At 72.1% G+C, this 24,537-nt stretch carries 22 protein-coding genes and 1 pseudogene; 14 read left to right on the forward strand and 9 right to left on the reverse strand.

The window, feature by feature from the left end:
• The first annotated feature begins 263 nt into the window (after nt 1–263).
• From C4J65_RS20090 to C4J65_RS20105, 4 genes are all read left to right on the forward strand, one after another.
• Nucleotides 264–1,274 carry a polyprenyl synthetase family protein gene (locus tag C4J65_RS20090; protein ID WP_115743646.1) on the forward strand — a complete coding sequence of 337 codons (1,011 nt, stop codon included), beginning with the start codon at nt 264–266 and terminating at the stop codon, nt 1,272–1,274.
• Between the two features lie 316 nt (nt 1,275–1,590).
• Complete coding sequence (locus C4J65_RS20095; protein WP_115743647.1) at nt 1,591–2,835, forward strand: outer membrane lipoprotein carrier protein LolA; 1,245 nt, start codon at nt 1,591–1,593, stop codon at nt 2,833–2,835.
• A 52-nt stretch (nt 2,836–2,887) separates the two neighbouring features.
• Nucleotides 2,888–3,871 (forward strand): ABC transporter ATP-binding protein, encoded by a 984-nt coding sequence (locus C4J65_RS20100; RefSeq protein ID WP_115743648.1) that lies wholly within the window; start codon nt 2,888–2,890, stop codon nt 3,869–3,871.
• Nucleotides 3,858–4,796 carry an ABC transporter permease gene (locus tag C4J65_RS20105; protein ID WP_240330475.1) on the forward strand — a complete coding sequence of 313 codons (939 nt, stop codon included), beginning with the start codon at nt 3,858–3,860 and terminating at the stop codon, nt 4,794–4,796. The genes C4J65_RS20100 and C4J65_RS20105 overlap by 14 nt, the downstream gene beginning before the upstream one ends.
• Before the next feature lie 36 nt (nt 4,797–4,832).
• Here C4J65_RS20105 and C4J65_RS36740 read toward each other — a convergent pair.
• Nucleotides 4,833–5,027 (reverse strand): annotated as a pseudogene (locus tag C4J65_RS36740) (flavodoxin); the annotation flags it as partial.
• A gap of 193 nt (nt 5,028–5,220) precedes the next feature.
• On the opposite strand from C4J65_RS36740, the gene C4J65_RS20115 reads away from it, so the two are divergent.
• Nucleotides 5,221–6,645: a tetratricopeptide repeat protein gene (locus C4J65_RS20115; RefSeq protein ID WP_115743649.1), complete on the forward strand. Its 1,425-nt coding sequence runs from the start codon at nt 5,221–5,223 to the stop codon at nt 6,643–6,645.
• Nucleotides 6,646–6,763: 118 nt separating this feature from the next.
• On the opposite strand, the gene C4J65_RS20120 is transcribed toward C4J65_RS20115, so the two are convergent.
• Nucleotides 6,764–7,234, reverse strand: a complete 471-nt coding sequence (locus C4J65_RS20120; RefSeq protein WP_115743650.1) for a VOC family protein — start codon at nt 7,232–7,234, stop codon at nt 6,764–6,766.
• A gap of 93 nt (nt 7,235–7,327) precedes the next feature.
• Here C4J65_RS20120 and C4J65_RS20125 point away from each other — a divergent pair, with 93 nt between their 5' ends.
• Nucleotides 7,328–7,909 carry a CGNR zinc finger domain-containing protein gene (locus C4J65_RS20125; RefSeq protein ID WP_205351040.1) on the forward strand — a complete coding sequence of 194 codons (582 nt, stop codon included), beginning with the start codon at nt 7,328–7,330 and terminating at the stop codon, nt 7,907–7,909.
• A 24-nt stretch (nt 7,910–7,933) separates the two neighbouring features.
• Here C4J65_RS20125 and rarD read toward each other — a convergent pair whose 3' ends face one another.
• From rarD to C4J65_RS20160, 7 genes are all read right to left on the reverse strand, one after another.
• Nucleotides 7,934–9,013, reverse strand: coding sequence for an EamA family transporter RarD (gene rarD / locus C4J65_RS20130; RefSeq protein WP_115743651.1), 1,080 nt, complete (start codon nt 9,011–9,013; stop codon nt 7,934–7,936).
• A gap of 155 nt (nt 9,014–9,168) precedes the next feature.
• On the reverse strand, nt 9,169–10,023 hold the full coding sequence (locus C4J65_RS20135; RefSeq protein ID WP_115743652.1) for an SDR family oxidoreductase: 855 nt from the start codon (nt 10,021–10,023) through the stop codon (nt 9,169–9,171).
• Nucleotides 10,024–10,202: 179 nt separating this feature from the next.
• Nucleotides 10,203–11,261, reverse strand: coding sequence for a 2-oxoacid:ferredoxin oxidoreductase subunit beta (locus C4J65_RS20140; RefSeq protein WP_115743653.1), 1,059 nt, complete (start codon nt 11,259–11,261; stop codon nt 10,203–10,205).
• Nucleotides 11,254–13,191, reverse strand: coding sequence for a 2-oxoacid:acceptor oxidoreductase subunit alpha (locus C4J65_RS20145; protein ID WP_115743654.1), 1,938 nt, complete (start codon nt 13,189–13,191; stop codon nt 11,254–11,256). The genes C4J65_RS20140 and C4J65_RS20145 overlap by 8 nt, the downstream gene beginning before the upstream one ends.
• 304 nt (nt 13,192–13,495) lie before the next feature.
• On the reverse strand, nt 13,496–14,155 hold the full coding sequence (locus C4J65_RS20150; protein WP_275898184.1) for a response regulator transcription factor: 660 nt from the start codon (nt 14,153–14,155) through the stop codon (nt 13,496–13,498).
• Nucleotides 14,156–14,418: 263 nt separating this feature from the next.
• Nucleotides 14,419–15,786, reverse strand: coding sequence for a sensor histidine kinase (locus C4J65_RS20155; protein WP_115743655.1), 1,368 nt, complete (start codon nt 15,784–15,786; stop codon nt 14,419–14,421).
• 113 nt (nt 15,787–15,899) lie between these two features.
• A complete protein-coding gene (locus C4J65_RS20160) occupies nt 15,900–17,126 on the reverse strand; it encodes a sensor domain-containing protein (RefSeq protein ID WP_115743656.1) in 1,227 nt (408 codons plus the stop codon).
• A 195-nt stretch (nt 17,127–17,321) separates the two neighbouring features.
• Between C4J65_RS20160 and C4J65_RS20165 the strand changes: the two genes are divergently transcribed.
• Genes C4J65_RS20165 through C4J65_RS20200 form a run of 8 tightly spaced genes read left to right on the forward strand, consistent with a single transcriptional unit; the run spans nt 17,322 to nt 24,535 of the window.
• On the forward strand, nt 17,322–17,762 hold the full coding sequence (locus tag C4J65_RS20165; protein ID WP_059299971.1) for an NADH-quinone oxidoreductase subunit A: 441 nt from the start codon (nt 17,322–17,324) through the stop codon (nt 17,760–17,762).
• Entirely contained in the window at nt 17,753–18,454 is a 702-nt protein-coding gene (locus C4J65_RS20170; protein WP_115743657.1) for an NADH-quinone oxidoreductase subunit B, read from the forward strand. The genes C4J65_RS20165 and C4J65_RS20170 overlap by 10 nt, the downstream gene beginning before the upstream one ends.
• Nucleotides 18,451–19,941 (forward strand): NADH-quinone oxidoreductase subunit C, encoded by a 1,491-nt coding sequence (locus C4J65_RS20175; protein ID WP_115743658.1) that lies wholly within the window; start codon nt 18,451–18,453, stop codon nt 19,939–19,941. Before C4J65_RS20170 ends, C4J65_RS20175 begins: the two co-directional genes overlap by 4 nt.
• A complete protein-coding gene (locus C4J65_RS20180; protein ID WP_115743659.1) occupies nt 19,938–20,906 on the forward strand; it encodes a complex I subunit 1 family protein in 969 nt (322 codons plus the stop codon). Before C4J65_RS20175 ends, C4J65_RS20180 begins: the two co-directional genes overlap by 4 nt.
• A complete protein-coding gene (locus C4J65_RS20185) occupies nt 20,906–21,502 on the forward strand; it encodes an NADH-quinone oxidoreductase subunit I (protein WP_115743660.1) in 597 nt (198 codons plus the stop codon). The genes C4J65_RS20180 and C4J65_RS20185 overlap by 1 nt, the downstream gene beginning before the upstream one ends.
• Nucleotides 21,499–22,152 (forward strand): NADH-quinone oxidoreductase subunit J, encoded by a 654-nt coding sequence (locus C4J65_RS20190; protein ID WP_115743661.1) that lies wholly within the window; start codon nt 21,499–21,501, stop codon nt 22,150–22,152. Before C4J65_RS20185 ends, C4J65_RS20190 begins: the two co-directional genes overlap by 4 nt.
• Nucleotides 22,152–22,544, forward strand: a complete 393-nt coding sequence (gene nuoK / locus C4J65_RS20195) for an NADH-quinone oxidoreductase subunit NuoK (protein ID WP_115743662.1) — start codon at nt 22,152–22,154, stop codon at nt 22,542–22,544. Before C4J65_RS20190 ends, nuoK begins: the two co-directional genes overlap by 1 nt.
• Complete coding sequence (locus C4J65_RS20200) at nt 22,541–24,535, forward strand: NADH-quinone oxidoreductase subunit L (protein ID WP_115743663.1); 1,995 nt, start codon at nt 22,541–22,543, stop codon at nt 24,533–24,535. Before nuoK ends, C4J65_RS20200 begins: the two co-directional genes overlap by 4 nt.
• The last annotated feature ends 2 nt before the right edge of the window (nt 24,536–24,537 follow it).

Raw genomic sequence — 24,537 nt, forward strand, 5'->3', positions numbered from 1 at the left:
TGGGAGGAGTGATGGGATCTTCGGTGGCGGCTCCGGCCCGTTCGCCCTCCGGCTCCGGCTCGTCCCCTCTGGCGATATCAATCAAAATCTGCTCATATCACCTGATCAAAAACATACCGTTCATGATCCGATACCGACCAGCCTGTAACGGTGGGCGCTAGCGGTGATCGAAACGTGACCGGATACGCTGACTTGAGTGGTGGCAGCGACCTATCGACAAACCAGGTAATCGCCAGTAGACACCAGCAGACAGGAGACCCCTCGTGACCGTCGTCGGGCCGTTCGGGCTGAGCGTGCGGGACCAGGCTCTGGAAGCCGATGTCCAGGCCGGATTGGTTGCTGTCGAGGAAGGGTTGCTTGAGGCAACCAAAAGCGAGGTGCCGTTCATCACGGAGGCCGCCCAGCACCTGGTGCGGGCCGGCGGGAAACGGTTCCGGCCGCTGCTGGTGATGCTCTCGGCCCAGTTCGGAGACCCCTACGCCCCCGGGATCGTGCCCTCGGCCGTGGTCGTGGAGCTGACCCACCTCGCCACGCTGTACCACGACGACGTGATGGACGAGGCCGCCGTGCGGCGCGGGGTGTCCAGCGCGAACACCCGCTGGGGCAACTCGGTCGCGGTCCTCACCGGCGACTTCCTGTTCGCCCGAGCCTCCCAGATCCTCGCCGACCTCGGTCCCGAGGCGGTCCGCGTCCAGGCCCTCGCCTTCGAGCGGCTGGTCACCGGTCAGATCCTGGAGACGGCCGGCCCGCAGGACGGCCGCGACCCGGTCGACCACTACCTGGACGTGCTGGGCGGCAAGACGGGCTCCCTGGTGGCGGTCTCCTGCCGGTTCGGCGCGATGATGTCCGGCGCCGACGAGACGGTGGTGGACGTCCTCACCCAGTACGGCGAGCGGCTCGGCGTCGCCTTCCAGCTCGCGGACGACGTCCTGGACATCGCCTCCGACTCCGACGAGTCCGGCAAGACGCCCGGCACGGACCTGCGCGAGGGCATCCCCACCCTGCCCGTACTGCGGCTGCACGAGCGGGCGGCCCGGCTGGGGCTCGCCGAGGACATCGCGCTGTGCGAGCTGCTGGACTCCGACCTGAGCGACGACGCGCGGCACGCCGAGGCGCTGCGCCTGCTGCGCGCCCACCCCGCGCTGGAGCAGGCCCGCCGGGACACCGTCCGGTACGCCGAGGAGGCCCGGGCCGCGCTGGCCCCGCTGCGGGAGTGCGATGCGAAGGCCGCGCTGGTGGAGCTGTGCGACGCCGTGGTCCACCGGGCCGGCTGACCGCCCCCGGCGGTCCGTCGCCGCCTCCACGGCCAGTGGTCGGCCCCACGGTCCGTCGCTGTCTCCACGGCCAGTGGTCGGCCCCACGGTCCGTCGTCGGCCCCTACGGGCCGGAGGAGTCGGCACCCCTGCGTGTCATCCCGCAGGAGTAGGCGGAGTTGAGCCCGCGGTCTGACGCGTGTGCTCCGGCGATTTGGTCAGATGGACACCACGGAAAAACACCAATCCTCACCGATTCGGGTGAGAATGGCGGCTCACGGGTGAACGAGTGCGAGGTCGCGAGACAGCCGCCGCCGACGACGGAGGTAGGGCACACATGGCACCGATCGATTCCGACGACAACACGACCGCCGGGGAGGGCGAGGAGCTGCGGGCCGGACGGCGCAAGGCCGCGCGGTACGTCGTCCCGGTCGCGGTGATGGGAGTGGCGGCCGCGACGATCGGGCTCGTCCCCGCACTCGCCGACTCCGGGGACCCCGACCTGCCGAAGGTCACCGCGGAGCAGCTCATAGAGAAGATCGCCAAGTCGGACGTCCAGCAGCTGTCCGGCACGGTGCGTATCAACACCGACCTGGGTCTGCCGGACCTCGGCGGGCTGGAGAGCGGCCTGATGTCCGGGATGTCCGGAGGTTCGGGCTCCGGCGACGACGAGGGCTCCGCCGCCGACCCGTCGGCCAAGCTCACCGAGCTGGTGTCCGGCAGCCACACCTTGCGCGTCGCGGCCGACGGCCCCGACCGGCAGAAGCTGTCCCTGCTGGAGAACGCCGCGGAGTACAGCCTGATCCACAACGGCAAGGACGTCTGGGGCTACGACAGCCGGTCCAACGAGGTCTACCACTCCACCGCCGCCGGCAGCGCCGAGCGGCCGGAGAAGGACGTGTCGGGCCAGGACGTGCCGGCCACCCCGAAGGACTTCGCCGACCAGGCGCTCAAGGCGGTCGACGACACGACGTCGGTGACCGTCGGCGGCACCGCGCAGGTGGCGGGCCGGGACGCCTACCGCCTGGTCGTCGAGCCCAAGCAGGACGGGTCCACGGTCGGCGCGATCACCGTGGCCGTGGACGCCGAGACCGGCACGCCGCTGAAGTTCACCCTGACCCCGGCGAGCGGCGGCGCCGCCGTCGTGGACGTGGGCTTCACCAAGGTCAGCTTCGCCAAGCCGGACGCGTCGACGTTCGACTTCATGCCGCCCGAGGGGGCCAAGGTCACCGAGGCCGACGAGGCCGGCGAGCGGGCCAAGGTCCCGGAGCGCGGGCGCGGGGCCGAGGGCGGTCTCGCCAAGGGGATGGACGGCCTCGAGGTCATCGGCGAGGGCTGGAACGCGATCGCCGCCTTCGACACCGGGGCCGGGGGCGGCCTGCCCACGGCGTCCGCGGGCGGCGACCTCGGCGACCTCGGTGGCTTCCTGGGCTCCTTCGGCGACCCGGTCAAGGGCGACTTCGGCTCGGGCACGGTCTTCAAGACCCGCCTGGTCAACGCCCTGATCACGGACGACGGCAAGGTCTACGCCGGTGCGGTCACCAAGGACGCCCTGGTGAAGGCGGCCGACGCCGCGAAGTAGAACGCACGCAGCACCCCACCCGTACGGCCAAGAGGACGAAAAGAGGGAGCCGATGGCCGAAGCGTCCGCCACGGAGCCGGAGCGCCCGGGCCTGGACCGCGCGGATGACGCCGTCATCGCCACCCGCGGGCTCACCAAGCGCTACCGCGGCGGACAACTCGCCGTCGACGGTCTGGACCTGACCGTCCCGGCGGGCAGTGTCTTCGGCTTCCTCGGGCCCAACGGCTCCGGCAAGACCACCACCATCCGCATGCTGATGGGGCTGATCGAACCCACCTCGGGCAGCGCCCGGGTTCTCGGCCGGCCCATGCCGCGCGCGTCCCGCGTCGTACTGCCCCGGGTCGGCGCCCTCATCGAGGGCCCGGCCCTGTACGGCTTCCTGTCCGGGCGGGACAATCTGCTGCGCTACGACGCCGCCGACCCGACCGCCGACCCGCGCACCCGTCGCGAGCGCGTCGCTGCGGCGCTGGACCGGGTGGGCCTCGCGGCCGCCGGCGGCAAGAAGGCGAAGGCGTACTCGCTCGGCATGAAGCAGCGGCTGGGTCTCGCCGCGGCGCTGCTCCAGCCGCGCCGGCTGCTGGTTCTGGACGAGCCGACCAACGGACTCGACCCGCAGGGCATGCGCGAGATCCGCACCCTCGTGCGCGAACTCGCCTCCGACGGCACCACCGTCTTCCTCTCCTCCCACCTGCTGGACGAGATCGAGCAGGTGTGCACCCACGCCGCCGTGATGGCACAGGGACGGCTGATCACCCAGGGCTCGGTCGCCGACCTGGCGGCCGGGGCGCGCGGCCGGCTGGTGGTCACCACGCCGGACGCGGGCGACGCCGCCCGGGTGCTGAAGGAGCAGGGGGCCGCGGACGTGGTCGTCGACGGGGACCGGGTGACGGCGGAGCCGCCGGAGCGCGACCTCGCCGAGCTGAACGCGGCGCTGGTCGCGGCCCGCGTCCGGGTCCGGGGCTTCGTTGTGGAACGGGCCTCGCTGGAGGACGCGTTCGTGGCACTGACCGGGGAGGGTTTCGATGTCGCGGGCTGAGGTACGGGGCGAGCCGGTGGGAGAGTCCGAGGCCACGGTGTCGCCTGCGGTGCCGGACCCGGTTGCCGCGCGGGCCCCGAGTCCGCTGTGGTCCCTCGGGCTGTTCCGCAGCGAACTGCTGACCACCTTCCGGCGCTGGCGCACCCTCGCCCTGCTGGCCGTGCTCGCCGCCGTGCCGGTCCTGGTCGGCATCGCGGTGAAGATCGAGACGAGCGACGGGTCCTCGCTCGGTGGCGGTGGCGGCGGTGGCGAGGGACCGGCGTTCATCTCCCAGATCAGCAACAACGGGCTGTTCCTGGTCTTCACCGCGCTCGCCGCGACCCTCCCGTTCTTCCTGCCGATGGCCATCGGCGTCGTCGCGGGCGACGCGATCGCGGGCGAGTCGAGCGCGGGCACGCTCCGCTACCTCCTGGTCGCCCCGGCGGGCCGCTCCCGGCTGCTGCTCACCAAGTACGCGACGGTGATCGCCTTCTGCCTCGCCGCCACCCTGGTGGTCGCGGTCTCGGCGCTGGCGGTCGGCGCGCTGCTGTTCCCGGTCGGCGACCTGACCACCATCTCCGGCACCCGGATCACCTATGCCGAGGGTCTGGGACGGGCGCTGCTGATCGCCGTGGTCGTGGCCGCCTCACTGGTCGGCATCGCGGCTCTCGGCCTGTTCGTCTCCACTCTGACCGGCAGCGGCATCGCGGCGATGGCCACCACGGTCGGACTGCTGATCACGGTCCAGATCCTCGACCAGATCCCCCAGCTCGACGCCCTCCAGCCGTACTTCTTCTCGCACTACTGGCTCTCCTTCGCCGACGTGATGCGCGAACCGGTCTACTGGGACGACCTGGTGAAGAACCTCGGTCTCCAGGCCCTCTACGCGGCGGTCTTCGGCTCGGCGGCCTGGGCCCGGTTCACGACGAAGGACATCACCGCGTAGTCACGACGCGGTCAAGGGCCGGGAGTGGGGGAGCCTGCCCATGTGCGCCGCGGAGTTGTTCAGGGCGCCGGTCAGCGGGTCGGCGACCTCCCGCTCCTCGTGGGCGAGCGCGGTGACGCCCCACAGGGTGCGGCCGGCCAGGTTCGCCTTGAAGTCGAGGCCGGGGGTGCGCAGCAGGCCGGCGTTGCCCTCCGTGGGGCGTGTGTGGTCGCTGTCGGGCCGCAGGTCCTCATGAGGACCCCAAGGTTGATGTGGGTGCGGTCATCGCGCGGCGTGACCTCCTGGAACGAGCCTGTGACACCCCGGTGACGTGAGAATCGGGAGCGAGCGGAGAGACTCGACAGTAGGTGCACAACAGGCATGACAGGCTCTGGACGGCAGGAACGGAAACCGCCGACGGAAGCCGCCGATGAGTGGGGGAACGATGTCTCGACTCGGCCGCGACGAGCAGCGGGAACACGAGCGCGCCGACGGCTCGCCCGGTCCCGCGACGACGCCGATCGACGTCCGCGTGCCGGACGGCGACTCCGGCACACGCGGTGCCGCCTCGGTCGACGGTTCACTGGTCGTCGCGGCCCCGGGCGAGGAGATCCAGAACGCCGTCCTGAACCGCCTCCACCGCCTCGCCCTCGCCGCCGGTCATCCTGTCCTCGCCACGATCCACGACCGGCGCATCGGCTATTCCGTCCCCCTCCGGGTCGACCCGGACGGCTCGAGTCACCTCGCCGCGGACCCGGTGCCGACGGCATCGGAGGAGGCGCACGAGGAGGCTGCCATGGAGGCTGCCATGGAGGCGCCCGTCGAGGCATCCGTCGAGGCACCCGTGCGGTACGACCGGCCCACGCACGTCCTGCGCTCGGTGGTACCGGTCCGGGACGGCACGCCGACGTTTCCGCTGCCGGCGGTGCCCGGGCCGGAGCGGGAGCGGTCCGGCAGCGCCTCCGCGCCGACCTTCACGCTGCGCGCCCTGCCGGAGCCGGCCCGGGTGACGCCGCCCGGCACGGTGGCGCCGCCGACGGGTGAGTTCGGGCCGCCGCCCCGCATGGACGGTGCGTCCACGACCGGCGCCGCGCAGGACGCGTCGCCGCGGCCGATGTACGGTCCGTTCGCCGCACCGGAGCCGACGCCGGTGCCCGAGCCGGCATCCGTGCCGGAAGCCACGCCCAAGCCCGCCCCCGCCCCCGCTCCCGCTCCCGCTCCCGCTCCCACGCCCGCCCCCGCTCCCACGCCCGCCCCCACGTCCACGCCCGCCCCCGCCCCGGACCTCGGCCCCCGCCCCGACCCGTACTCCGACCCCGACCCCAGGCCCACTCCGGCGCGCGGCTTCGACGCCGTGGCCGAGGCCGTGCTCGGGGACGCGCCGCTCACCGCACCCGGCGACGCCACCGTCCCCGCCCTGCTCGCGGAGCCGACGGCCCGTATCAACGAGGCCGTCAAGGAGGGGCGTACGGAGGTCGCGGCGCGGCTGGCGGAACAGACGGTGGCGGATTCCTCGCGCACGCTGGGGCCGGAGCACGCCGAGGTGCTCCGGCTCCGTGAACTCACCGCGTACATCGCCTACTTGTCCGGCGACCCGGACCGCGCCTTCCAGCTCTCCCTCGACCTGGCCCGGATACACCGGCGCTCGGGCGACGCCGAGGCCGCGTACGGCAACGTCCAGAGCGCCGCGACCGCCTGGCGTGCCGTACGCGACCCCGCACGGGGCCTGGAGCTGGGGACCGACCTGGTCGGCCTGTGGGCCGAACTGGCCGCCGAGGACGGCCCGGCCGCCGAGGACGCCGAGCAGCTGGAGTCCGCCCGCACCCGCATGGGCCGCCTCACCGAACGCGCCCGCGCCCAGGTCGGCTGACGTCGACGGGCCGGTGTCCGCGCGGGACCGCTCGCCCTACTGCGACAGTTCCCGGACCGCGTGGGCGATGGCGTCGCCGTTGCGGTCCAGGGCCGTGTCGTCGATGACGGCCTCGGCCCTAGTGGACGCAGAACTCGTTCCCCTCGGGGTCCGTCATCACCACCCACTCCCCGCCCGGCTCCTTCACCTGCCGCTGCACGCTCGCCCCCAGTGCCTGGAGCCGGGCCACCTCCTCCTCGCGCCCGCCGTCCGGCGCGTGCACGTCGAGGTGGACCCGGTTCTTGACGGACTTGGCCTCCGGCACGCGCTGGAACAGCAGTCGGCGTCCCAGCCCGGCGCCGCTCTCCTCCTGGAAGGGGTCGTCGGGGTGGCGCACGGCGGCCAGGTCGCGCCAGGCGCGGCGGCCGTGGGACTCGACGGTCAGCTCCGCCGGTACCGCCCCGAAGCCCAGCAGCCTCTCGACGAGGGCACTGTTGTCCTCCACCTCGTAGTGGAGGGCCGAGGCCCAGAAGTCCGCCTGCGCGTGCGGAGCCGCCGCATCGACGACGATCTTGATGTGCAGGGGAGCGGGACGTGGGGTCGAAGTCATGTAACCACTTATACTGGTTGCATGAGCGAGCGGGTAGGGGAATCGCTGGAACTCCCACAATCGCCGAAGCCGGCCCCGGACCGTCCTCCCGGAATGACGCTGGTGTCGCGCGAGGGCAGGCCGTACCGCTTCGACCCGGGTGCGCTCTGCCTCGAACTGCTGACGACAGGAGGGCCGGGCGCCTTCGCGCGCTGGGAGGTGCTGCACGAGCCCGCCGACCTGATGACCTGGGCCGGGCGCAGCCGACTGCCGGACGGGCTGGACCTGTCCATGGACGGGACGGACGTGGCACGGGCCAGGACCCTGCGCGACGCCCTCTTCCTCCTCGCCGCCGACCGCGCCCACGGACGGCCGCCGCAGCGAGACCACCTGGAAGCCGTGAACGCCGCCGCCGCCGGACCCCCGCTCGTCACCCGCCTCGAACCGGACGGCACTCGCGGCTGGGCGCCGGGCGCCACGGGGTCGCGCCTGCTGTCGACGGTGGCCCGCGACGCGATCGAGCTGTTCACCGGCCCGTACGCGAACCGCATCCGTGAGTGCGGTGCCCACAACTGCTTCCTGCTGTTCGTCGACACCTCACGTCCCGGCCGCCGCCGCTGGTGCGCGATGGAACACTGCGGCAACCGGGAGAAGGTCCGTGCGCACCGCGCCCGGCGGGCGCCCGACAAGCGCTGATCCGGGCAGCGTACGAAGGGGCCGCTACGGCTTCCCGGCTCTGGTGCCGGGCTGCGCCTGCGCCTGCGGCTGCTGCGGTGGGCCCGGCGCGTCGCTGGAGCCCGGCACCGGAGTCCCGGAGGCCACGACCCCCGGTTCCCGCGCGGCGGCGGCCTCCTTGAGCGGCGGTACGCCCGTGCCCGCCCGGTCCAGTTGGTCCCTCAGCGCCCGCGCGGTCCGGCGGGCGGTGCGCAACGCGTCCCAGGTGAGCAGCGTCAGCGCCAGCCAGACCAGCCCGAAGCCGGCCCAGCGCTCGGGCGGCATGGCCTCGCCGAAGTACAGGATGCCGAGCAGGAACTGGAAGACCGGTGCCAGGTACTGCAGCAGCCCCAGTGTGGACAGCGGCACGCGGATCGCCGCCGCGCCGAAGCAGACCAGCGGGATCGCCGTGACGACGCCGGTCGCGGCGAGCAGGGCCGAGTGCCCGGCGCCCTCCGTGGTGAAGGTCGACTCGCCCTGCGCGCCCAGCCACAGCAGGTAGCCGAGCGCCGGCAGGAACTGGATCGCCGTCTCGGCGGCCAGCGACTCGACCCCGCCGAGGTTGACCTTCTTCTTCACCAGTCCGTACGTGGCGAAGGAGAAGGCGAGGCAGAGCGAGATCCACGGCGGCTGGCCGTAGCCGACGGCGAGCACGAGCACGGCCGCGAAGCCGGTGCCGACCGCCGCCCACTGCGCGGGCCGCAGCCGCTCCTTGAGCAGCAGCACGCCCATCGCGATGGTGACCAGCGGGTTGATGAAGTACCCGAGCGAGGCCTCGACGACATGGCCGCTGTTCACGGCCCAGATGTAGACGCCCCAGTTGACGGTGATGACCGCGGCGGCCACCGCGACCAGGGCGAGCCTGCGCGGCTGCCGCAGCAGCTCGCCGGCCCAGGCCCAGCGCCGTACGAAGAGCAGGGCGACGGCGACGAAGGCGAGGGACCACACCATCCGGTGGGCGAGGATCTCCCCGGCCCCGGCGGGCTTGAGCAGCGGCCAGAACAGCGGGACGAGCCCCCACATCCCGTACGCCGCGAAGCCGTTCAGCAGGCCTACTCGCTGCTCACTCCTGGACGACCCGGCCACGGGCACCTCCTTCTCGCACACGGCATGCCGGGGACGGGGAGGCATGCCAGGACGAAGGTAGCGCCGCACCCGGCCGCCTGTCATGCCCGTATCGCAATACGGTCATGACAGGCGGGGTGGAGCCGGTACGGGACGGAGTCCGGGGGGTGTGAGGGTCAGCCCTTGAGCGCGGCGGCGACGGCCTCGGCCAGCGGTGTCGTCGGGCGGCCGGCCAGCCGGGACAGGTCACCGGTCGAGACGACCAGCTCGCCCTTGGCGATGGCGGCGTCCACGCCCGCGAAGACGTCCGCGAGCGGTCCGGGCACCCCGGCGCCGGTCAGGATGCCGGTGTAGGCCTCGGTGGAGACGGGGTTGTAGACGATCTCCTTGCCCGTCTGCCGGCTCAGCTCGGCGGCGTACTCGGCGAAGCTCCAGGCCTCGTCGCCGCCCAGCTCGTACGCGGTGTTCTCGTGGCCCTCGCCGGTCAGTACGGCGACGGCGGCGGCCGCGTAGTCGGCGCGGGAGGCGGAGGAGACCCGGCCCTCGCCGGCCGCCTGGACGACGGCGCCGTGCTCCAGGGCCGGGGTGAGCTGCTCGGTGTAGTTCTCGTGGTACCAGCCGTTGCGCAGCAGCGTGTACGGCACGCCCGAGCCGACCAGCACCTCCTCGGTGGCGCGGTGGTCGTCGGCGAGCGTGGCCTTGAGGCTGCTGGGGGCGCTGGTGTAGGCGAGCAGGGCGACGCCGGCCTTCCTCGCCGCCTCGATCACGACCGTGTGCTGCCGTACGCGGCCCTTGTCGAACTCGTTGCCGGAGATCAGCAGGACCCGGTCGCCGGCCGCGAACAGGGCGTCGAAGGTCTCGGGGGAGTTGTAGTCGGCGACCGCGAGCCGTACCCCGAGGGCGGAGAGGTCGGCGGCCTTGTCGCGGTCCCGGACGACCGCGGTGACCTGGTCGGCCGGCACCTTCTCCAGCAGCTGCCGCACGACGTGGCGGCCGAGGTGTCCGGTGGCTCCGGTGACGACGATGCTCATGGTTTCAGTGCTCCTTGTGGGGGTGCGTTGTCACTAACCCTAAAAGCTGCGCTAACCAAAGGAAAGTGCCCACTTTGAAGTAAGGTACTTACCCTTGGGTAAGCGGGAGGGGCCCGGACGACAGTCGTCCGGGCCCCTCCCGTGCGCCTTGAACACGCGTGCGGTGAACGGCGGTCTCGTCAGCCGACGACCGTCCACGTGTCGTTGCCGGCCAGCAGCGCGGCGAGGTCGCCCTTGCCGTTCTGCTCGACGGCGGTGTCCAGCTGCTCGGACATGAGCGTGTCGTAGACCGGTCGCCCGACCGAGCGCAGGACGCCGATCGGGGTGTGGTGCAGGGTGTCCGGGTCGGCGAGGCGGGAGAGCGCGAACGCCGTGGTCGGGGACGCGGCGTGGGCGTCGTGGACCAGGATGTCCGCCTCGTTGTCCGCGGTGACCGTGACGATCTCCAGGTCACCGGTCCTCGGGTCCCGTACGACACCCTTGGCACCGTCGGCGCCGAAGCGGATCGGCTGCCCGTGCTCCAGACGGATCACCGCCTCCTCGGCCTGTTCCCTGTCCTTGAGGGCCTCGAAGGCGCCGTCGTTGAAGATGTTGCAGTTCTGGTAGATCTCGATCAGGGCCGTGCCCGGGTGCTCGGCGGCCTGGCGCAGCACCTCGGTCAGGTGCTTGCGGTCCGAGTCGACCGTCCGCGCGACGAAGGACGCCTCCGCGCCGAGGGCCAGCGAGACCGGGTTGAAGGGCGCGTCCAGCGAACCCATCGGGGTCGACTTGGTGATCTTCCCGACCTCGGAGGTCGGGGAGTACTGGCCCTTCGTCAGGCCGTAGATCCGGTTGTTGAACAGCAGGATCTTGAGATTGACGTTGCGGCGCAGCGCGTGGATGAGGTGGTTGCCGCCGATGGAGAGCGCGTCGCCGTCCCCGGTGACGACCCAGACCGACAGGTCGCGCCGGGAGGAGGCGAGCCCGGTGGCGATGGCGGGGGCGCGGCCGTGGATGGAGTGCATCCCGTAGGTGTTCATGTAGTACGGGAAACGGGAGGAGCAGCCGATGCCGGAGACGAAGACGATGTTCTCCTTCGCCAGCCCGAGCTGGGGCATGAAGCCCTGCACGGCGGCCAGGATCGCGTAGTCGCCGCAGCCGGGACACCAGCGCACTTCCTGATCGGACTTGAAGTCCTTCATGGACTGCTTGCCCTCGGCCTTGGGGACGAGCTGGAGCAGTGCGTTGGCGTCAGCCATCGATGGCCTCCTTCAGGACCGTGGCGAGCTGTTCCGCCTTGAACGGCATGCCGTTGACCTGGTTGTACGACTGGGCGTCGACCAGGTACGTCGCCCGGATCAGGGTGGCGAGCTGACCGAGGTTCATCTCGGGGACCACCACCTTGTCGTACCGCCCGAGCACGGCGCCGACGTTGGGCGGGAAGGGGTTGAGATGCCGCAGGTGGGCCTGGGCGACCTGCTCCCCGGCCGTACGCAGCCGGCGCACGGCGGCGGTGATGGGCCCGTACGTCGAGCCCCAGCCCAGCACCAGCGTCCGCGCGCCGTCCGGGTCGTCGACCTCCAGGTCGGGGACGTCGACGCCGTCCACCTTGGCCTGCCGGGTGCGGACCATGTAGTCGTGGTTGGCCGGGTCGTAGGAGATGTTCCCGGTGCCGTCCTGCTTCTCGATGCCGCCGATCCGGTGCTCGAGCCCCGGTGTGCCCGGCACCGCCCAGGGGCGGGCGAGGGTCTGCGGGTCGCGCTTGTACGGCCAGAACACCTCGGTGCCGTCGTCCAGGGTGTGGTTGGGACCCTGTGCGAACCGCACGGCCAGGTCCGGCAACTCGTCCGGCTCGGGGATCCGCCACGGTTCGGAGCCGTTGGCCAGGTAGCCGTCGGAGAGCAGGAAGACCGGAGTCCGGTACGTCAGCGCGATCCGTGCCGCCTCCAGGGCGGCGTCGAAACAGTCGGCCGGAGTGCGCGGAGCGACGACTGGGACCGGTGCCTCGCCGTTGCGCCCGTACATCGCCTGCAGCAGGTCGGCCTGCTCCGTCTTGGTCGGCAGACCGGTGGAGGGACCGCCGCGCTGGATGTCCACCACCAGCAGCGGCAGCTCCAGACTCACCGCGAGCCCGATCGTCTCGCTCTTGAGCGCCACCCCCGGGCCGCTCGTCGTCGTCACGGCCAGCGAGCCGCCGAAGGCCGCGCCGAGCGCCGCGCCGATCCCGGCGATCTCGTCCTCCGCCTGGAAGGTGCGCACACCGAAGTTCTTGTGGCGGCTCAGCTCGTGCAGGATGTCCGAGGCCGGGGTGATCGGGTACGAGCCCAGGAAGAGCGGCAGGTCCGCCTGCCGGGACGCGGCGATCAGGCCGTAGGCCAGGGCCAGGTTCCCGGAGATGTTGCGGTAGGTGCCGGGCGGGAACGCCGACGCCGCCGGTGCCACCTCGTAGGAGACCGCGAAGTCCTCCGTGGTCTCACCGAAGTTCCAGCCCGCGCGGTAGGCCGCGATGTTGGCGGCCGCGATGTCGGGCTTCTTCGCGAACTTCGACTTCAGGAACTTCTCCGTGCCCTCGGTGGGCCGGTGGTACATCCAGCTCAGCAGCCCGAGCGCGAACATGTTCTTGCTGCGCTCGGCCTCCTTGCGGCTGAGGTCGAACTCCGTGAGCGCCTCGACGGTCAGCGTGGTCAACGGCACCGGATGCAGGTGATAGCCGTCGAGGGAACCGTCCTCCAGCGGAGAGGTGTCGTAGCCGACCTTCTGCATCGCCCGCCTGGTGAACTCGTCCGTGTTGACGATGATCTCGGCGCCGCGCGGCAGGTCGCCCACGTTCGCCTTCAACGCCGCGGGGTTCATCGCCACCAGCACGTTGGGGGCGTCGCCCGGCGTGAGGATGTCGTGGTCGGCGAAGTGCAGCTGGAAGGAGGAGACGCCCGGCAGGGTGCCGGCGGGCGCCCGGATCTCGGCCGGGAAGTTCGGCAGCGTCGACAGGTCGTTGCCGAACGACGCCGTCTCCGAGGTGAAACGGTCACCGGTGAGCTGCATCCCGTCGCCGGAGTCCCCCGCGAACCTGATGATCACCCGGTCCAGCCGGCGGACATCCTTCGCCCCGACCGGTTTGCGCTGCGCTCCCACGACGGTCTCGTCGGTTCCGTCTGCCTGCTCCGCTGGGCTGCTGACCTGGCTGGTCACTTAACTGGACCTCCCTCGGGACGGCTGTCCGGGGACTGGTCTCCCACCGACCGTCCCAGGATCAACCCTACGTCCGCGCGCCGTGACTTCCGGTGGACATTCGCATGATGGACACGACTTCGAGATGGCCCACAGCCCCGGAATACCAAGGCGTTCGGGCCCGCCGACACGGGTACGGACGCACCCCGCCCGTCCTCCGGATTCTCATTCGTCCGGATGAGTGTCCGCTGAGCATCCGCTGAACGTCCGCCGAGCGTCCGCACCACGGACCGGACCGGTGCTTCCGAGGCGTGGGCCGCCGGTGTCAGGAGTTGAGATACGTCAGCACCGCGAGCACCCTGCGGTGATCACCGTCGCTCGGGGACAGCCCCAGCTTCATGAAGATGTTGCTGACGTGCTTCTCGACGGCCCCGTCGCTCACGACGAGCTGCCGGGCGATCGCCGAGTTCGTCCGTCCCTCGGCCATGAGTCCCAGCACCTCCCGCTCACGCGGGGTGAGCCCGGCGAGGACGTCCTGCTTGCGGCTGCGCCCGAGCAGCTGCGCGACCACCTCCGGGTCCAGCGCCGTACCGCCCTGCGCCACGCGCACCACCGCGTCCACGAACTCCCGCACCTCGGCCACCCGGTCCTTGAGCAGATAGCCGACGCCTCGACTGGAACCGGCCAGCAACTCCGTCGCGTAGCGCTCCTCCACGTACTGCGACAGCACCAGCACGCCGAGACCGGGATGCGCCTTGCGCAGCCGCACCGAGGCCCGCACCCCCTCGTCGGTGTGCGTGGGCGGCATCCGTACGTCCGCCACCACGACGTCCGGCAGTTCGCCCTGGGCGTCCAGCTCGGTGATGGTCTTGACCAGCGCCTCACCGTCGCCGACACCGGCCACGACCTCGTGCCCGCGGTCGGTCAGCAACCGGGTCAGCCCCTCTCGGAGCAGCACTGAATCCTCGGCGATGACCACCCGCACCCTGTCCTCCACGATCCTCGGCCCCCCACAGCCCCGTGCACCTCACGGCCCGCGCGGCACGCGCCGCGTCCACGAACCGTCCGTGCGACAGGTCCAGCATCCCAGCATCGGAGGCCGGATGCCCCAGGGCAACGGGAAGAGAACGGGAAGTCCCGGGTATCGGTCCCGTATGGGTTCCGGTATCGGTCCGGGTTCGGCCACTCGATGGCCGGTTCTCGACGGGCGGTCCCCGTCGCGGCACCGGAGGGCCGCCGCTGTGCCGGTCAGCCGGTGAGCGGCTCGTTCCGCCAGGGCAGCTCCGCCGTGATCCGTGTCGGGCCTCCGGCCGGCGAGTCCACCACGAGGATCCCGTCCACCGCGTCGAGCCGCTCCGCCAGACCGGCCAGCCCGGACCCGGCCGACGCGTCGGCCCCGCCCACGCCGTTGTCGACGACCTGGAGCATCAGCCGGTTCTCCACCCGCCACACCTCCACGGCGGCCGACGTGGCCCGCGAGTGCTTGCTGACGTTCTGGAGCAGCTCCGAGACGGTGAAGTAGGCGATGCCCTCGATCGCCGAGGCCGGCCGCTCCGCCAGGTCGACCTCCACCCGCACCGGCACGGTGCAGCGCGAGGCCACCGAGGAGAGCGCCGCGTCCAGACCGCGGTCGGTCAGCACCGCGGGGTGGATGCCCCGGGCCAGATCCCGCAGCTCCTGGAGCGCCGTCTTCACCTCGCCGTGCGCCTCGCCCACCATGACGGCCGCGGCCCGGGGGTCCTCCTTCAGCTTCTCCTTGGCCAGACCCAGGTCCATGGCGAGGTTGACCAGGCGGGCCTGTGCCCCGTCGTGCAGGTCGCGCTCGATGCGACGCAGGTCGGCGGCGGCCGTGTCGACCACGACCCCCCGGTCGGACTCCAGCTCCACGACCCGCGTCGCCAGCCGCGACGGTCCGAGCAGCCCGTGCACCATGACCCGGTCCACCGTCGTCAGCGCCCGCACCAGCCACGGCGTCGCCAGCGTGAACAGCAGACCGACCAGCGCGGTCACGGCGATCTCGAAGGGGTTGTCCAGGTAGACCTGGTGCGTCTCGTCGCCGTACAGCTGGAGCCCGTCCTGGCCCCCGTACATCGGGAACACCCAGAACCACAGCGGGTACGTCAGCATCGCCCACCCGAACGCCCAGACGTTCACGGCGACGACGAACGAGAACACCGACCACGGGAACTGCAGCACCGCGTACAGCAGGCTCCGCCAGGAGGCGCCGCTCTTGAGCACCGCGCCCATCCAGCCCATCGCGCCCTGCTTCTTCAGCCGCAGCGGCTCCGGCTCGGACACCCGCAGGCCCAGCAGGGCACGGGCCCGCGCCCGCTCCATCGCCCCGAAACCCCTGCACCCGGCGAGGGCGGCCGCCAGCACCGGCACCCCCAGGAACGTCACCAGCAGGCCCGCCCCCAGCGACACCATCGTCACGGCGTACGTGAAGAGCAGGATGCCGACCGGCAGGCCCACCAGGACGTAGCCGAACTCCCGCCAGCTGCGCGCCTCGAACGGTGCCCGCAGCCCCGCCGGCAGCCGGTGGCGCCGCTCACCGGTGTGCCCGGGGAAGCCGGACCCGTTCCCGAGCCCGTAACCCTGTCCGTATTCCGTGGCCATCGGTGCCGTCCCTCTCCTCGTCGCGCTACGGCTGTGCTGTCGTAACTCCACCCTCCTCGACCGCGACGCCACGGCCCATGGAGCCCGTCGGCGTCTGCGGAGTGGGGTTTTCCCTACCCCCTGGGGCGCGAGCCGGCCGGGTCGGCTCCCGTGCGGTCCCGCCACGGCAGCTCGGCCGTGATCGTGGTCGGGCCACCCTCCGGCGAGTCCACGACGAAGAGACCGTCGACGGCGGACAGCCGGTCGGCGAGGCCCTTCATCCCCGTACCACCATCGAGGAGCGCGCCGCCGTGGCCGTTGTCCTCCACCTGTATGAGCAGCCGGTCGGACGACCGCCACACCTCCACGGAGGCCGAACTCGCCCCACTGTGCTTGCTCACGTTCTGGAGCAGCTCCGAGACCGTGAAGTAGGCGATGCCCTCGATGGCGGCCGCGGGGCGCTCCGCCAGGTCGGCGGTCACCTTGACCGGCACGGTGCAGCGGGAGGCGACCGAGGAGAGCGCCGCGTCCAGACCGCGGTCGGTCAGGACGGCCGGATGGATGCCGCGAGCCAGATCCCGCAGCTCCTGCAGGGCCAGCTTCACCTCGCCGTGCGCCTCGTCGACCATGGCCGCCGCCGCGTCGGGGTCCTCCAGGAGCTTCTCCTTCGCCAGGCCGAGACCCATGGCGAGGTTGACCAGCCGGGCCTGTGCCCCGTCGTGCAGGTCGCGCTCGATGCGCCGAAAGTCGGCGGCGGCCGTGTCGACCACGACCCCCCGGTCCGACTCCAGCTCGGCGATCCTCCGCTCCAGCTCGTCGGACGGGGACAGCAGCCCGCGCACCATCGCCCGGTCGGCGTTGGCCAGGCCCCGCGCGACGAACGGCAGCACGGGCCACAGCACGAACAACGACGTCAGGGTGACGAGAAAAGTGGCGACGCCCCAGGGGAACCGGATGAACGCGTACAGGACCGTGCGCCAGCCCACCGGGTCCTTCAACGACATCCACAACTGTGCGAAGAAGCCGCGCCCGCTCCGCAACGGCAGCGGGCTCGGCTCGTCCACCCGCACCCCGAGCAGCGCCCGGGCCCGCGCCCGCTCCAGCTTGCCCAGCTGCCGCGCGCCCAGCAGGCCGCCCGCCAGCAGCGGGAGCCCGATCACCGTGACCGTCAATCCGATGCCGACGGACAGCATCGTCACCACGTAGGTGAAGCCGAGCAGCGCCGCCGGGAAATTCGCCAGCAGATGGGCGATCTCCTTCCAGGTGTGCCGGTCGTAGGCGAAACGGGCCGGCGGCAGGCGGTCGCCGGCCGCTGCGCCGGTGGTCCCGGCGAGACTGGATGTCGAGAGGCGTTCGGTCATACACGTCAGCGTGCCGTGCGGGGCGGCGCCGCGCCATGAGGTGGACCGCCGGGATGCACTGAGGAAAACCCCACCCCCGCGTCTCAAGGTGCGACGGGCTGCTTACCGTCCCTTTATCAGGCTCTAGACTCCCGTGCGTACGGATCGTCGAACGGCAGCGTTCACGAGGTTCACGACAGGGAGCGAGGGGCGCACGTGCCGGAACCGACCGTGGGTGACGCGACCGCCGGCGCCGTGACCACCGCCGATGCGACCGTCGGGCTCGCCGCGGACTACTTCCAGTCCTACTCGGTCGTCGGCCTGCTCGCCGTCGTGGGGGTGCTCTTCGTCGCCGTGGCCTTCGGTGCCGGGCGACTGCTGCGACCGGTGGTCCCGACGCCCGAGAAGCTGCTCACGTACGAGTGCGGCGTCGACCCCGTCGGAGAGGGCTGGGCGCACACCCAGGTCCGCTACTACGTCTACGCGTTCCTCTACGTCATCTTCGCGGTCGACTCGATCTTCCTCTTCCCCTGGGCGACGGTCTTCGCCGACCCTGGTTACGGGGCCACGACCCTCGTGGAGATGTTCATCTTCCTCGGCTTCCTCGCCGTGGGTCTGTTGTACGCATACAAGAAGGGCGTCCTGTCGTGGACGTGAACCCCGCCGAACCCGTACCCGTGCCGCTCCCCGAGCCCAAGAGGCTGGGCACGCTCGCCCGCCTCGCCCCGGAGCCGATGAAGGTCGTCCTGAACTGGGGCCGCCGCTACTCGCTCTGGGTCTTCAACTTCGGCCTCGCCTGCTGCGCGATCGAGTTCATCGCCGCGTCGATGGCCCGCCACGACTTCATCCGGCTCGGTGTCATCCCGTTCGCGCCCGGCCCCCGCCAGGCCGACCTGATGGTCGTCTCGGGCACGGTGACCGACAAGATGGCTCCGGCCGTCAAGCGCCTGTACGAGCAGATGCCCGAGCCGAAGTACGTCATCTCCTTCGGCGCCTGCTCCAACTGCGGCGGCCCCTACTGGGACTCCTACTCCGTGACGAAGGGCGTCGACCAGATCATCCCCGTCGACGTCTACGTCCCCGGCTGCCCGCCGCGCCCCGAGGCGCTGCTCCAGGGGATCCTCAAGCTCCAGGAGAAGATCGCGCGGGAGTCCCTGGGGGAGCGGTACGGCGTCTCGCCCCGGCCGTCGACGGCCGCGCTGCGGAGCGGCCTGGTACGACCGCCGGCCCCGGACCAGGACTCGGCCCAGGACCCGGCCCCGGACCAGGACTCGGGCCCGGCCCCGGCCCCAGGCCCGGACTCGGATCCGGACCCGGACCCGGGCTCGGATGCGGGGCGAGGCCGATGACGGCGGTCGGCTGGCTGCCCGCAGGCGTCGAGGACCTCTTCGGCACGGACGCCTCGGCGGAGGAGTCGTACGGCCTCCTGACCGTCGACGTGCCGCCCACCTCCTGGATCACCGCCCTGGAGACGGCGCGCGACCGGCTGGGCTGTACGTACTTCGACTGGCTGAGCGCGGTCGACGAACCGGGCACCGGATTTCGTGTCGCGGCACATGTCGCGGCGCTGGGGCCGGTACGCAGGCTGCTGCTGCGCACGACCGTCCCGCACGACGCCCCGGCCCTGCCCAGCGCCGTCGGGGTGTACGCGGGCGCGGCCTGGCACGAGCGCGAGACCCACGAGATGTTCGGTGTCGCCTTCGAGGACCACCCCGCGCTGGACCACCTGCTCCTTCCTGAGGGCTTCGAGGGCCACCCGCTGCGAAAGGACTTCGTCCTCGCCGCACGCGTCGCCAAGGCCTGGCCCGGGGCCAAGGAGCCCGGCGAGTCCGAGCACGGCGGTCCCCGTCGCCGTCAGATGCTGCCGCCGGGCGTCCCCGACCCCAACGAGTGGGGCCCGCTGAAGGGCCAGCTGCCGCCCGCTCCGGCCCGCCCGGCACGCGGTGCGGGCCGGGCGGCGGGGGAGCGCCCGGTCCGCGGGGCAGGCGAACGCCCGGCCCGCCGGACCCGTACCGCCGCCGAGGGCTCCGTCGGCCAGACGGCTCCCGGCGCCGAGACCCCGGCCGCGCCGCGCCGCTCCCGCACGGCGGCCGAAGGCTCGGCCGCCCAGACCTCCCCGGCCGACGAGCCGACGGCACCGGCGCCCGCACCGACGAGCGCACCTGGCCCCGCACCGACGCCGCGGCGGTCGCGCAGTGCGAGCCAGGGCTCCGCCTCCCAGCGAGCGGCCGGTCCGGCGGACGGGCCCACCGCCGACACGACTGCCGGGCAGGGAGACGTCACCGACACCGGTGCCCCGGCGACCGGACGGACGCCCGGCACCGACGTCGCCTCGGACCCGCAGCGGGAGCGGCCGGGCGGGACGGGCCGGTCGGCCGGGACCGCCGGCCCCCGTCGCAGCCGGAGCGCGTCGCAGGGTTCGGCGAGCCAGCGGGAGGCCGCCCCCGCCGGGCAGCCGGACGACGCGGGATCCGGAAGCGCCCCCGAGGGCGGCGACGACACCACCTCCTCAGGCGCCTCCGAGGGCGGCGACGACACCGCCTCCTCGCCCGCGGCGGAACCCGCCCCGAAGCCGGTGCCCTCGACACCGCGCAGCCCGGACGCCCCGTGGCACCACGCCCGCCCGGCGTTCGACGAGCCCGACGCGGCGGGGGATCCGGAGGCGGCGGGCGAGCCGGAGGCGGCGGGCCATGCGGAGGCGGCGGGCGAGCCGGAGGCGGGAGAGGAGCCGGAGGCGTCCTCCGAGTCACCGGAAGCGGAGTCGGACACCCCGGGCGACACCGACGCCCCCGGTAACCCCCCGAACCCACCCAACCCCCCAGGAGGCCGGCAGTGAACGACGCACTCGACGTCACCCTGCGCCTTCTGGTCGTCTTCGTCGTCTTCCTCGCGTTCCCCTTGATAGTCGGCCAGACCGAGCACAAGGTGATGGCCCACATGCAGGGCCGCCTGGGCCCGATGTACGCGGGTGGCTTCCACGGCTGGGCCCAGCTCGTCGCGGACGGCGTGAAGTTCGCGCAGAAGGAGGACGTGGTCCCCGCCGAAGCGGACCGCCGCATCTTCCAGCTCGCTCCGGCGGTGGCCCTGCTGCCGTACCTCCTGGTTCTCCTGGCCATCCCGGTGGGGCCCGGAGAGGGCGCGGTCGGGCAGGCCGTCGACGCGGGAGTCTTCTTCGTCCTCGCCGTCATGGGCGTGGGCATCCTCGGCTCGCTCATGGCCGGCTGGTCGTCGGCCAACAAGTTCTCCCTCCTGGGCGGACTGCGCACCGCCGCCCAACTCCTCGCCTACGAACTCCCGATGCTGCTGACCGCCGCCTCCGTCGCCATGGCGGCCGGCACGGTCTCCCTCGTCGGCATCCTCGACGCCTTCGAGTGGTGGTGGCTGCCCTGGCAGATCGTCGGCGCGATCGTCTTCTTCGTCGCCGGGCTCGCCGAACTGCAGCGGCCCCCGTTCGACATGCCCGTCGCCGACTCGGAGATCATCTTCGGTGCCTACACCGAGTACACCGGCCTGCGCTTCGCCCTGTTCCTCCTGGCCGAGTACGCCGGAATCGTCGTCCTGTGCGGTCTGACCACCGTCCTCTTCCTGGGTGGCTGGCACGGTCCCTGGGGCGCCGACGGACTCGGCTGGGTGTGGACCCTGCTCAAGGCGGCCGTCCTCGCCTTCGTCGTGATCTGGCTCCGCGTGACCTACCCGCGCCTGCGCGAGGACCAGCTCCAGAAACTGTCCTGGACGCTCCTCGTCCCCCTCTCCCTCGCCCAGATCGCCCTCACCGGCATCGTCAAGGTGGTGATCGCGTAATGGCCCCCGTCCCCGGCAGCGGCCTGGCCAAGGGCCTGGCCGTCACGCTGCGCACGATGACGCGGAAGACCGTCACCGAGCAGTACCCGGACGCCCAGCCGGAGCTGCCGCCCCGTACCCGCGGCGTGATCGGCCTGTTCGAGGAGAACTGCACGGTCTGCATGCTGTGCGCCCGTGAGTGCCCCGACTGGTGCATCTACATCGACTCCCACAAGGAGACGGTCCCCGCGGCCACCCCCGGCGGACGTGACCGCAGCCGCAACGTCCTCGACCGCTTCGCCATCGACTTCTCCCTGTGCATGTACTGCGGCATCTGCATCGAGGTCTGTCCTTTCGACGCCCTGTTCTGGTCCCCGGAGTTCGAGTACGCGGAGACCGACATCCGCGACCTCACCCACGAGCGCGACAAGCTCCGCGAGTGGATGTGGACCGTGCCGGCCCCGCCCGCCCTGGACCCCGGCTCGGAGGAGCCCAAGGAACTCGCCGCCGCCCGTAAGACCGCCGACAAACTGGCCGCGCAGCAGCAGCCGGACCAGCCCGGGCAGCCGGACCAGCCCGGGCAGCCGGACCAGCCCGGGCAGGAGGACCGGACATGACCCTCGCCGCCGCATCCCACGGCTTCCTGTCCCCGACCGGCGTGGAGATCGCCTTCCTCCTCGTCGGCCTGGTCACCCTCGCGGCAGCCGTCGTCACCGTGACCACCCGCCAACTCGTCCACGCGGCCCTGTGGCTGGTGGTGGCCCTCGGCGGCCTCGCCGTCGAATACCTGCTGCTCACCGCAGAGTTCATCGCCTGGGTCCAGGTCCTCATCTACGTCGGTGCCGTCGTGGTCCTCATCCTGTTCGGGCTGATGCTCACCAGGGCGCCCATCGGCCGGTCGCCTGACGCCGACTCCGGCAACCGCTGGGCCGCCCTCACCGTGGCCGTGGCCTCCGCGGCGGCCCTGGTGTGGGTCGTCGTCGACGCCTTCCGCACCACCTGGATCGACCTGGACGGCCCGGCCGCGGGCTCCACCGCCGTCACCGGGGCGAGCCTGTTCCAGAACTGGGTTCTCCCCTTCGAAGCACTCTCCGTCCTCCTCCTCGCCGCCCTGGTCGGCGCCATCGTACTGTCCCGCAAGGCCAAGGCGGCCCGCGCCGACGAAGGGTCCCAGCCCGGAACCCCCGAGCCGGGAACCCGCGAGCCCGGCACCTCCGAACCAGGCACATCCCGGCCCGGAACCTCCCGGACGGGCGGTGCCCGCTGATGCACCTCGCCTATCCCGCCGTCCTCTCCGCCCTCCTCTTCTGCACGGGTCTCTACGGCGTCCTCGCCCGCCGCAACGCGATCCTGGTCCTGATGTCCGTCGAGCTGATGCTCAACGCCGTCAACCTCAACCTGGTCGCCTTCGACGTCTGGCTCAGCAGGACCGCGGAGGAGACCCTGCACTCCGGCCAGGCCCTGACCCTGTTCACGATCGCCATCGCGGCCGCCGAGATCGGCATAGGCCTGGCGATCGTCCTCGCCGTCCACCGCAACCGCGGCACCTCGGACATCGACCAGCTCCGTGACACCGCCGAGGGCCACGAGCCGGACGGCCCCGACACCGACACCCCCGCGACCGGGACGGCCGCCGAGAAGGCTGAGGCCACCGCGTGACCACGACCACCCTCGCCGTCCTCGTCCCCCTCCTTCCCTTCCTCGGGGCAGCCGCCGTTCTCCTCCTGGGCCGGTCGGCCCCCGGATTCGTCCGTCCCCTCGCCGTCCTGCCGACGCTGGCGGCCCTCGTCCTCGCCGCCCTCGTCGCGGCTCATCAGGGCGGTGGCCGCGCCCTCGATGCCGTCACCGAGCTGACGCCCACCGGTTCGGTCCCCGTCGAACTCGCCCTGCACATCGACGGCTTCGCCGCCCTCGTGGCCGTCCTGGTCGGCACCGTCGCCACCTGCGTGCAGATCTACTCCACGGGTTACCTGCGCGACGACCCGCGCTACGCCTCGTACGCCGCTCTCGTCTCCCTGTTCACCTCCGCCATGTTCCTCGTCGTCTACTCCGGCGACCTGATGGTGCTGCTGGTCGGCTGGGAAGTCATGGGCATCTGCTCGTACTTCCTGGTCGGCCACTACTGGGAGACCCCGGAGGCGCGCGCCGCCTCCCTCAAGGCCTTCCTGGTCACCAAGCTCGGCGACGTCCCTTTCCTGATCGGTCTGCTGGCGCTGGCCACCGAGGCGGGCTCCTTCCGCATCACCAAGATCCTCGGAGCGGTCGCGAGCGGCTCGCTCGACCACCCGACGCTGATCGCGCTGCTGCTCCTGGCCGGTGTCGCGGGCAAGTCGGCGCAGTTCCCGCTGCACACCTGGCTCCCGGACGCGATGGCGGGCCCGACGCCCGTCTCCGCGTTGATCCACGCCGCGACGATGGTCGCCGCCGGCGTGTACTTCGTCGCCCGGCTCCTTCCGCTCTTCGAGGCCTCGCGGGCCGCGATGGTCGTCCTCGCCGTCATGGCCGCCGTCACGATGGTCGGCTCCGCGCTCGCCGCCCTCGCCCAGGACGACATCAAACGTGTCCTGGCCTACTCGACGATCGGACAGCTCGGCTACATGACCGGCGCCCTCGCCACCGGCGACCGGGGTGCCGCCGTCTTCCACCTCCTGTCCCACGGCGCCTTCAAGGCGCTCCTGTTCCTCGCCGCCGGGGTGATCATCCACGCCGCCGGAACCAACTCGCTGGCCGCCATGTCCCGCATGCGGGACCTGCGCGACCGCGTCCCCGACGCCTACTGGACGATGACCGTGGCCCTGCTCGCGCTCGCCGCGATCCCGCCCTTCAGTGGCTTCTTCTCCAAGGAGTCGGTCCTCGGCGCCGCGGAGCACGTCGCCACCGGTCACACCGCGCACGCGCCCGGCGCCGCGGGCTGGACCGTGCTCGTCGCCGGCCTGATCACGGCCCTGCTCACCGCCGCCTACGCGACCCGCCTGTGGCTGCTGGCCTTCCGCGGCCGCGGCGCCGAGGCCCCCGACCACGGCAGGCAGCCGCTGGTCATGAACGCCGTGCTCTGGGTGCTCGCCCTCCCCTCACTCGCGCTGGGCGGACTCGCCTTTCGCCTGCTGCCCGACTGGTTCGACGGCCAGGACCTCACCCCGACCCTCACCACCTCCGTGCTCGGCACGGGTGTGGCCCTGGTCGGCGGCGTCATCACCTACGCCGCCTGGCGGCACACCACGGCGCTCGCCGACCGCACGCCGCTGGGTGCCGTCGCGGCCCACCCCGAGGGCGACGCCGGCCTGGTCGAGGCCGAGGCGATCGCCGCCCACCGGGCCGCCTACGGAGACCTGGCCTCCGCGCCCGACCCGTCGGATCCGGGACGGCTCCTGTTGGGCCCGGTGCACCGGCACGCGGCCGCGGGCTTCCACCTGGACGCGGTCTACACGACCCTCTTCGTCCGCCCGGTCCAGGCAGGCGCAAGCCTCGTCCGGTTCCTCGACCGCGAGGTCGTCGACACCTACGTACGCGCGGCGGGCGTCCTGCCCCGCCTGCTCGGGGCCGCCGTACGACGTGCCCAGACCGGCAATGTGCAGACCTATGTGAGCGCGCTGCTCGCCGGCACCGTCGTCCTCGCGGTCGCCGCCGTCCTCGTCGCCACGGGAGCGTGAGC

This window comes from Streptomyces sp. CB09001 (assembly GCF_003369795.1).
Lineage (GTDB): Bacteria > Actinomycetota > Actinomycetes > Streptomycetales > Streptomycetaceae > Streptomyces.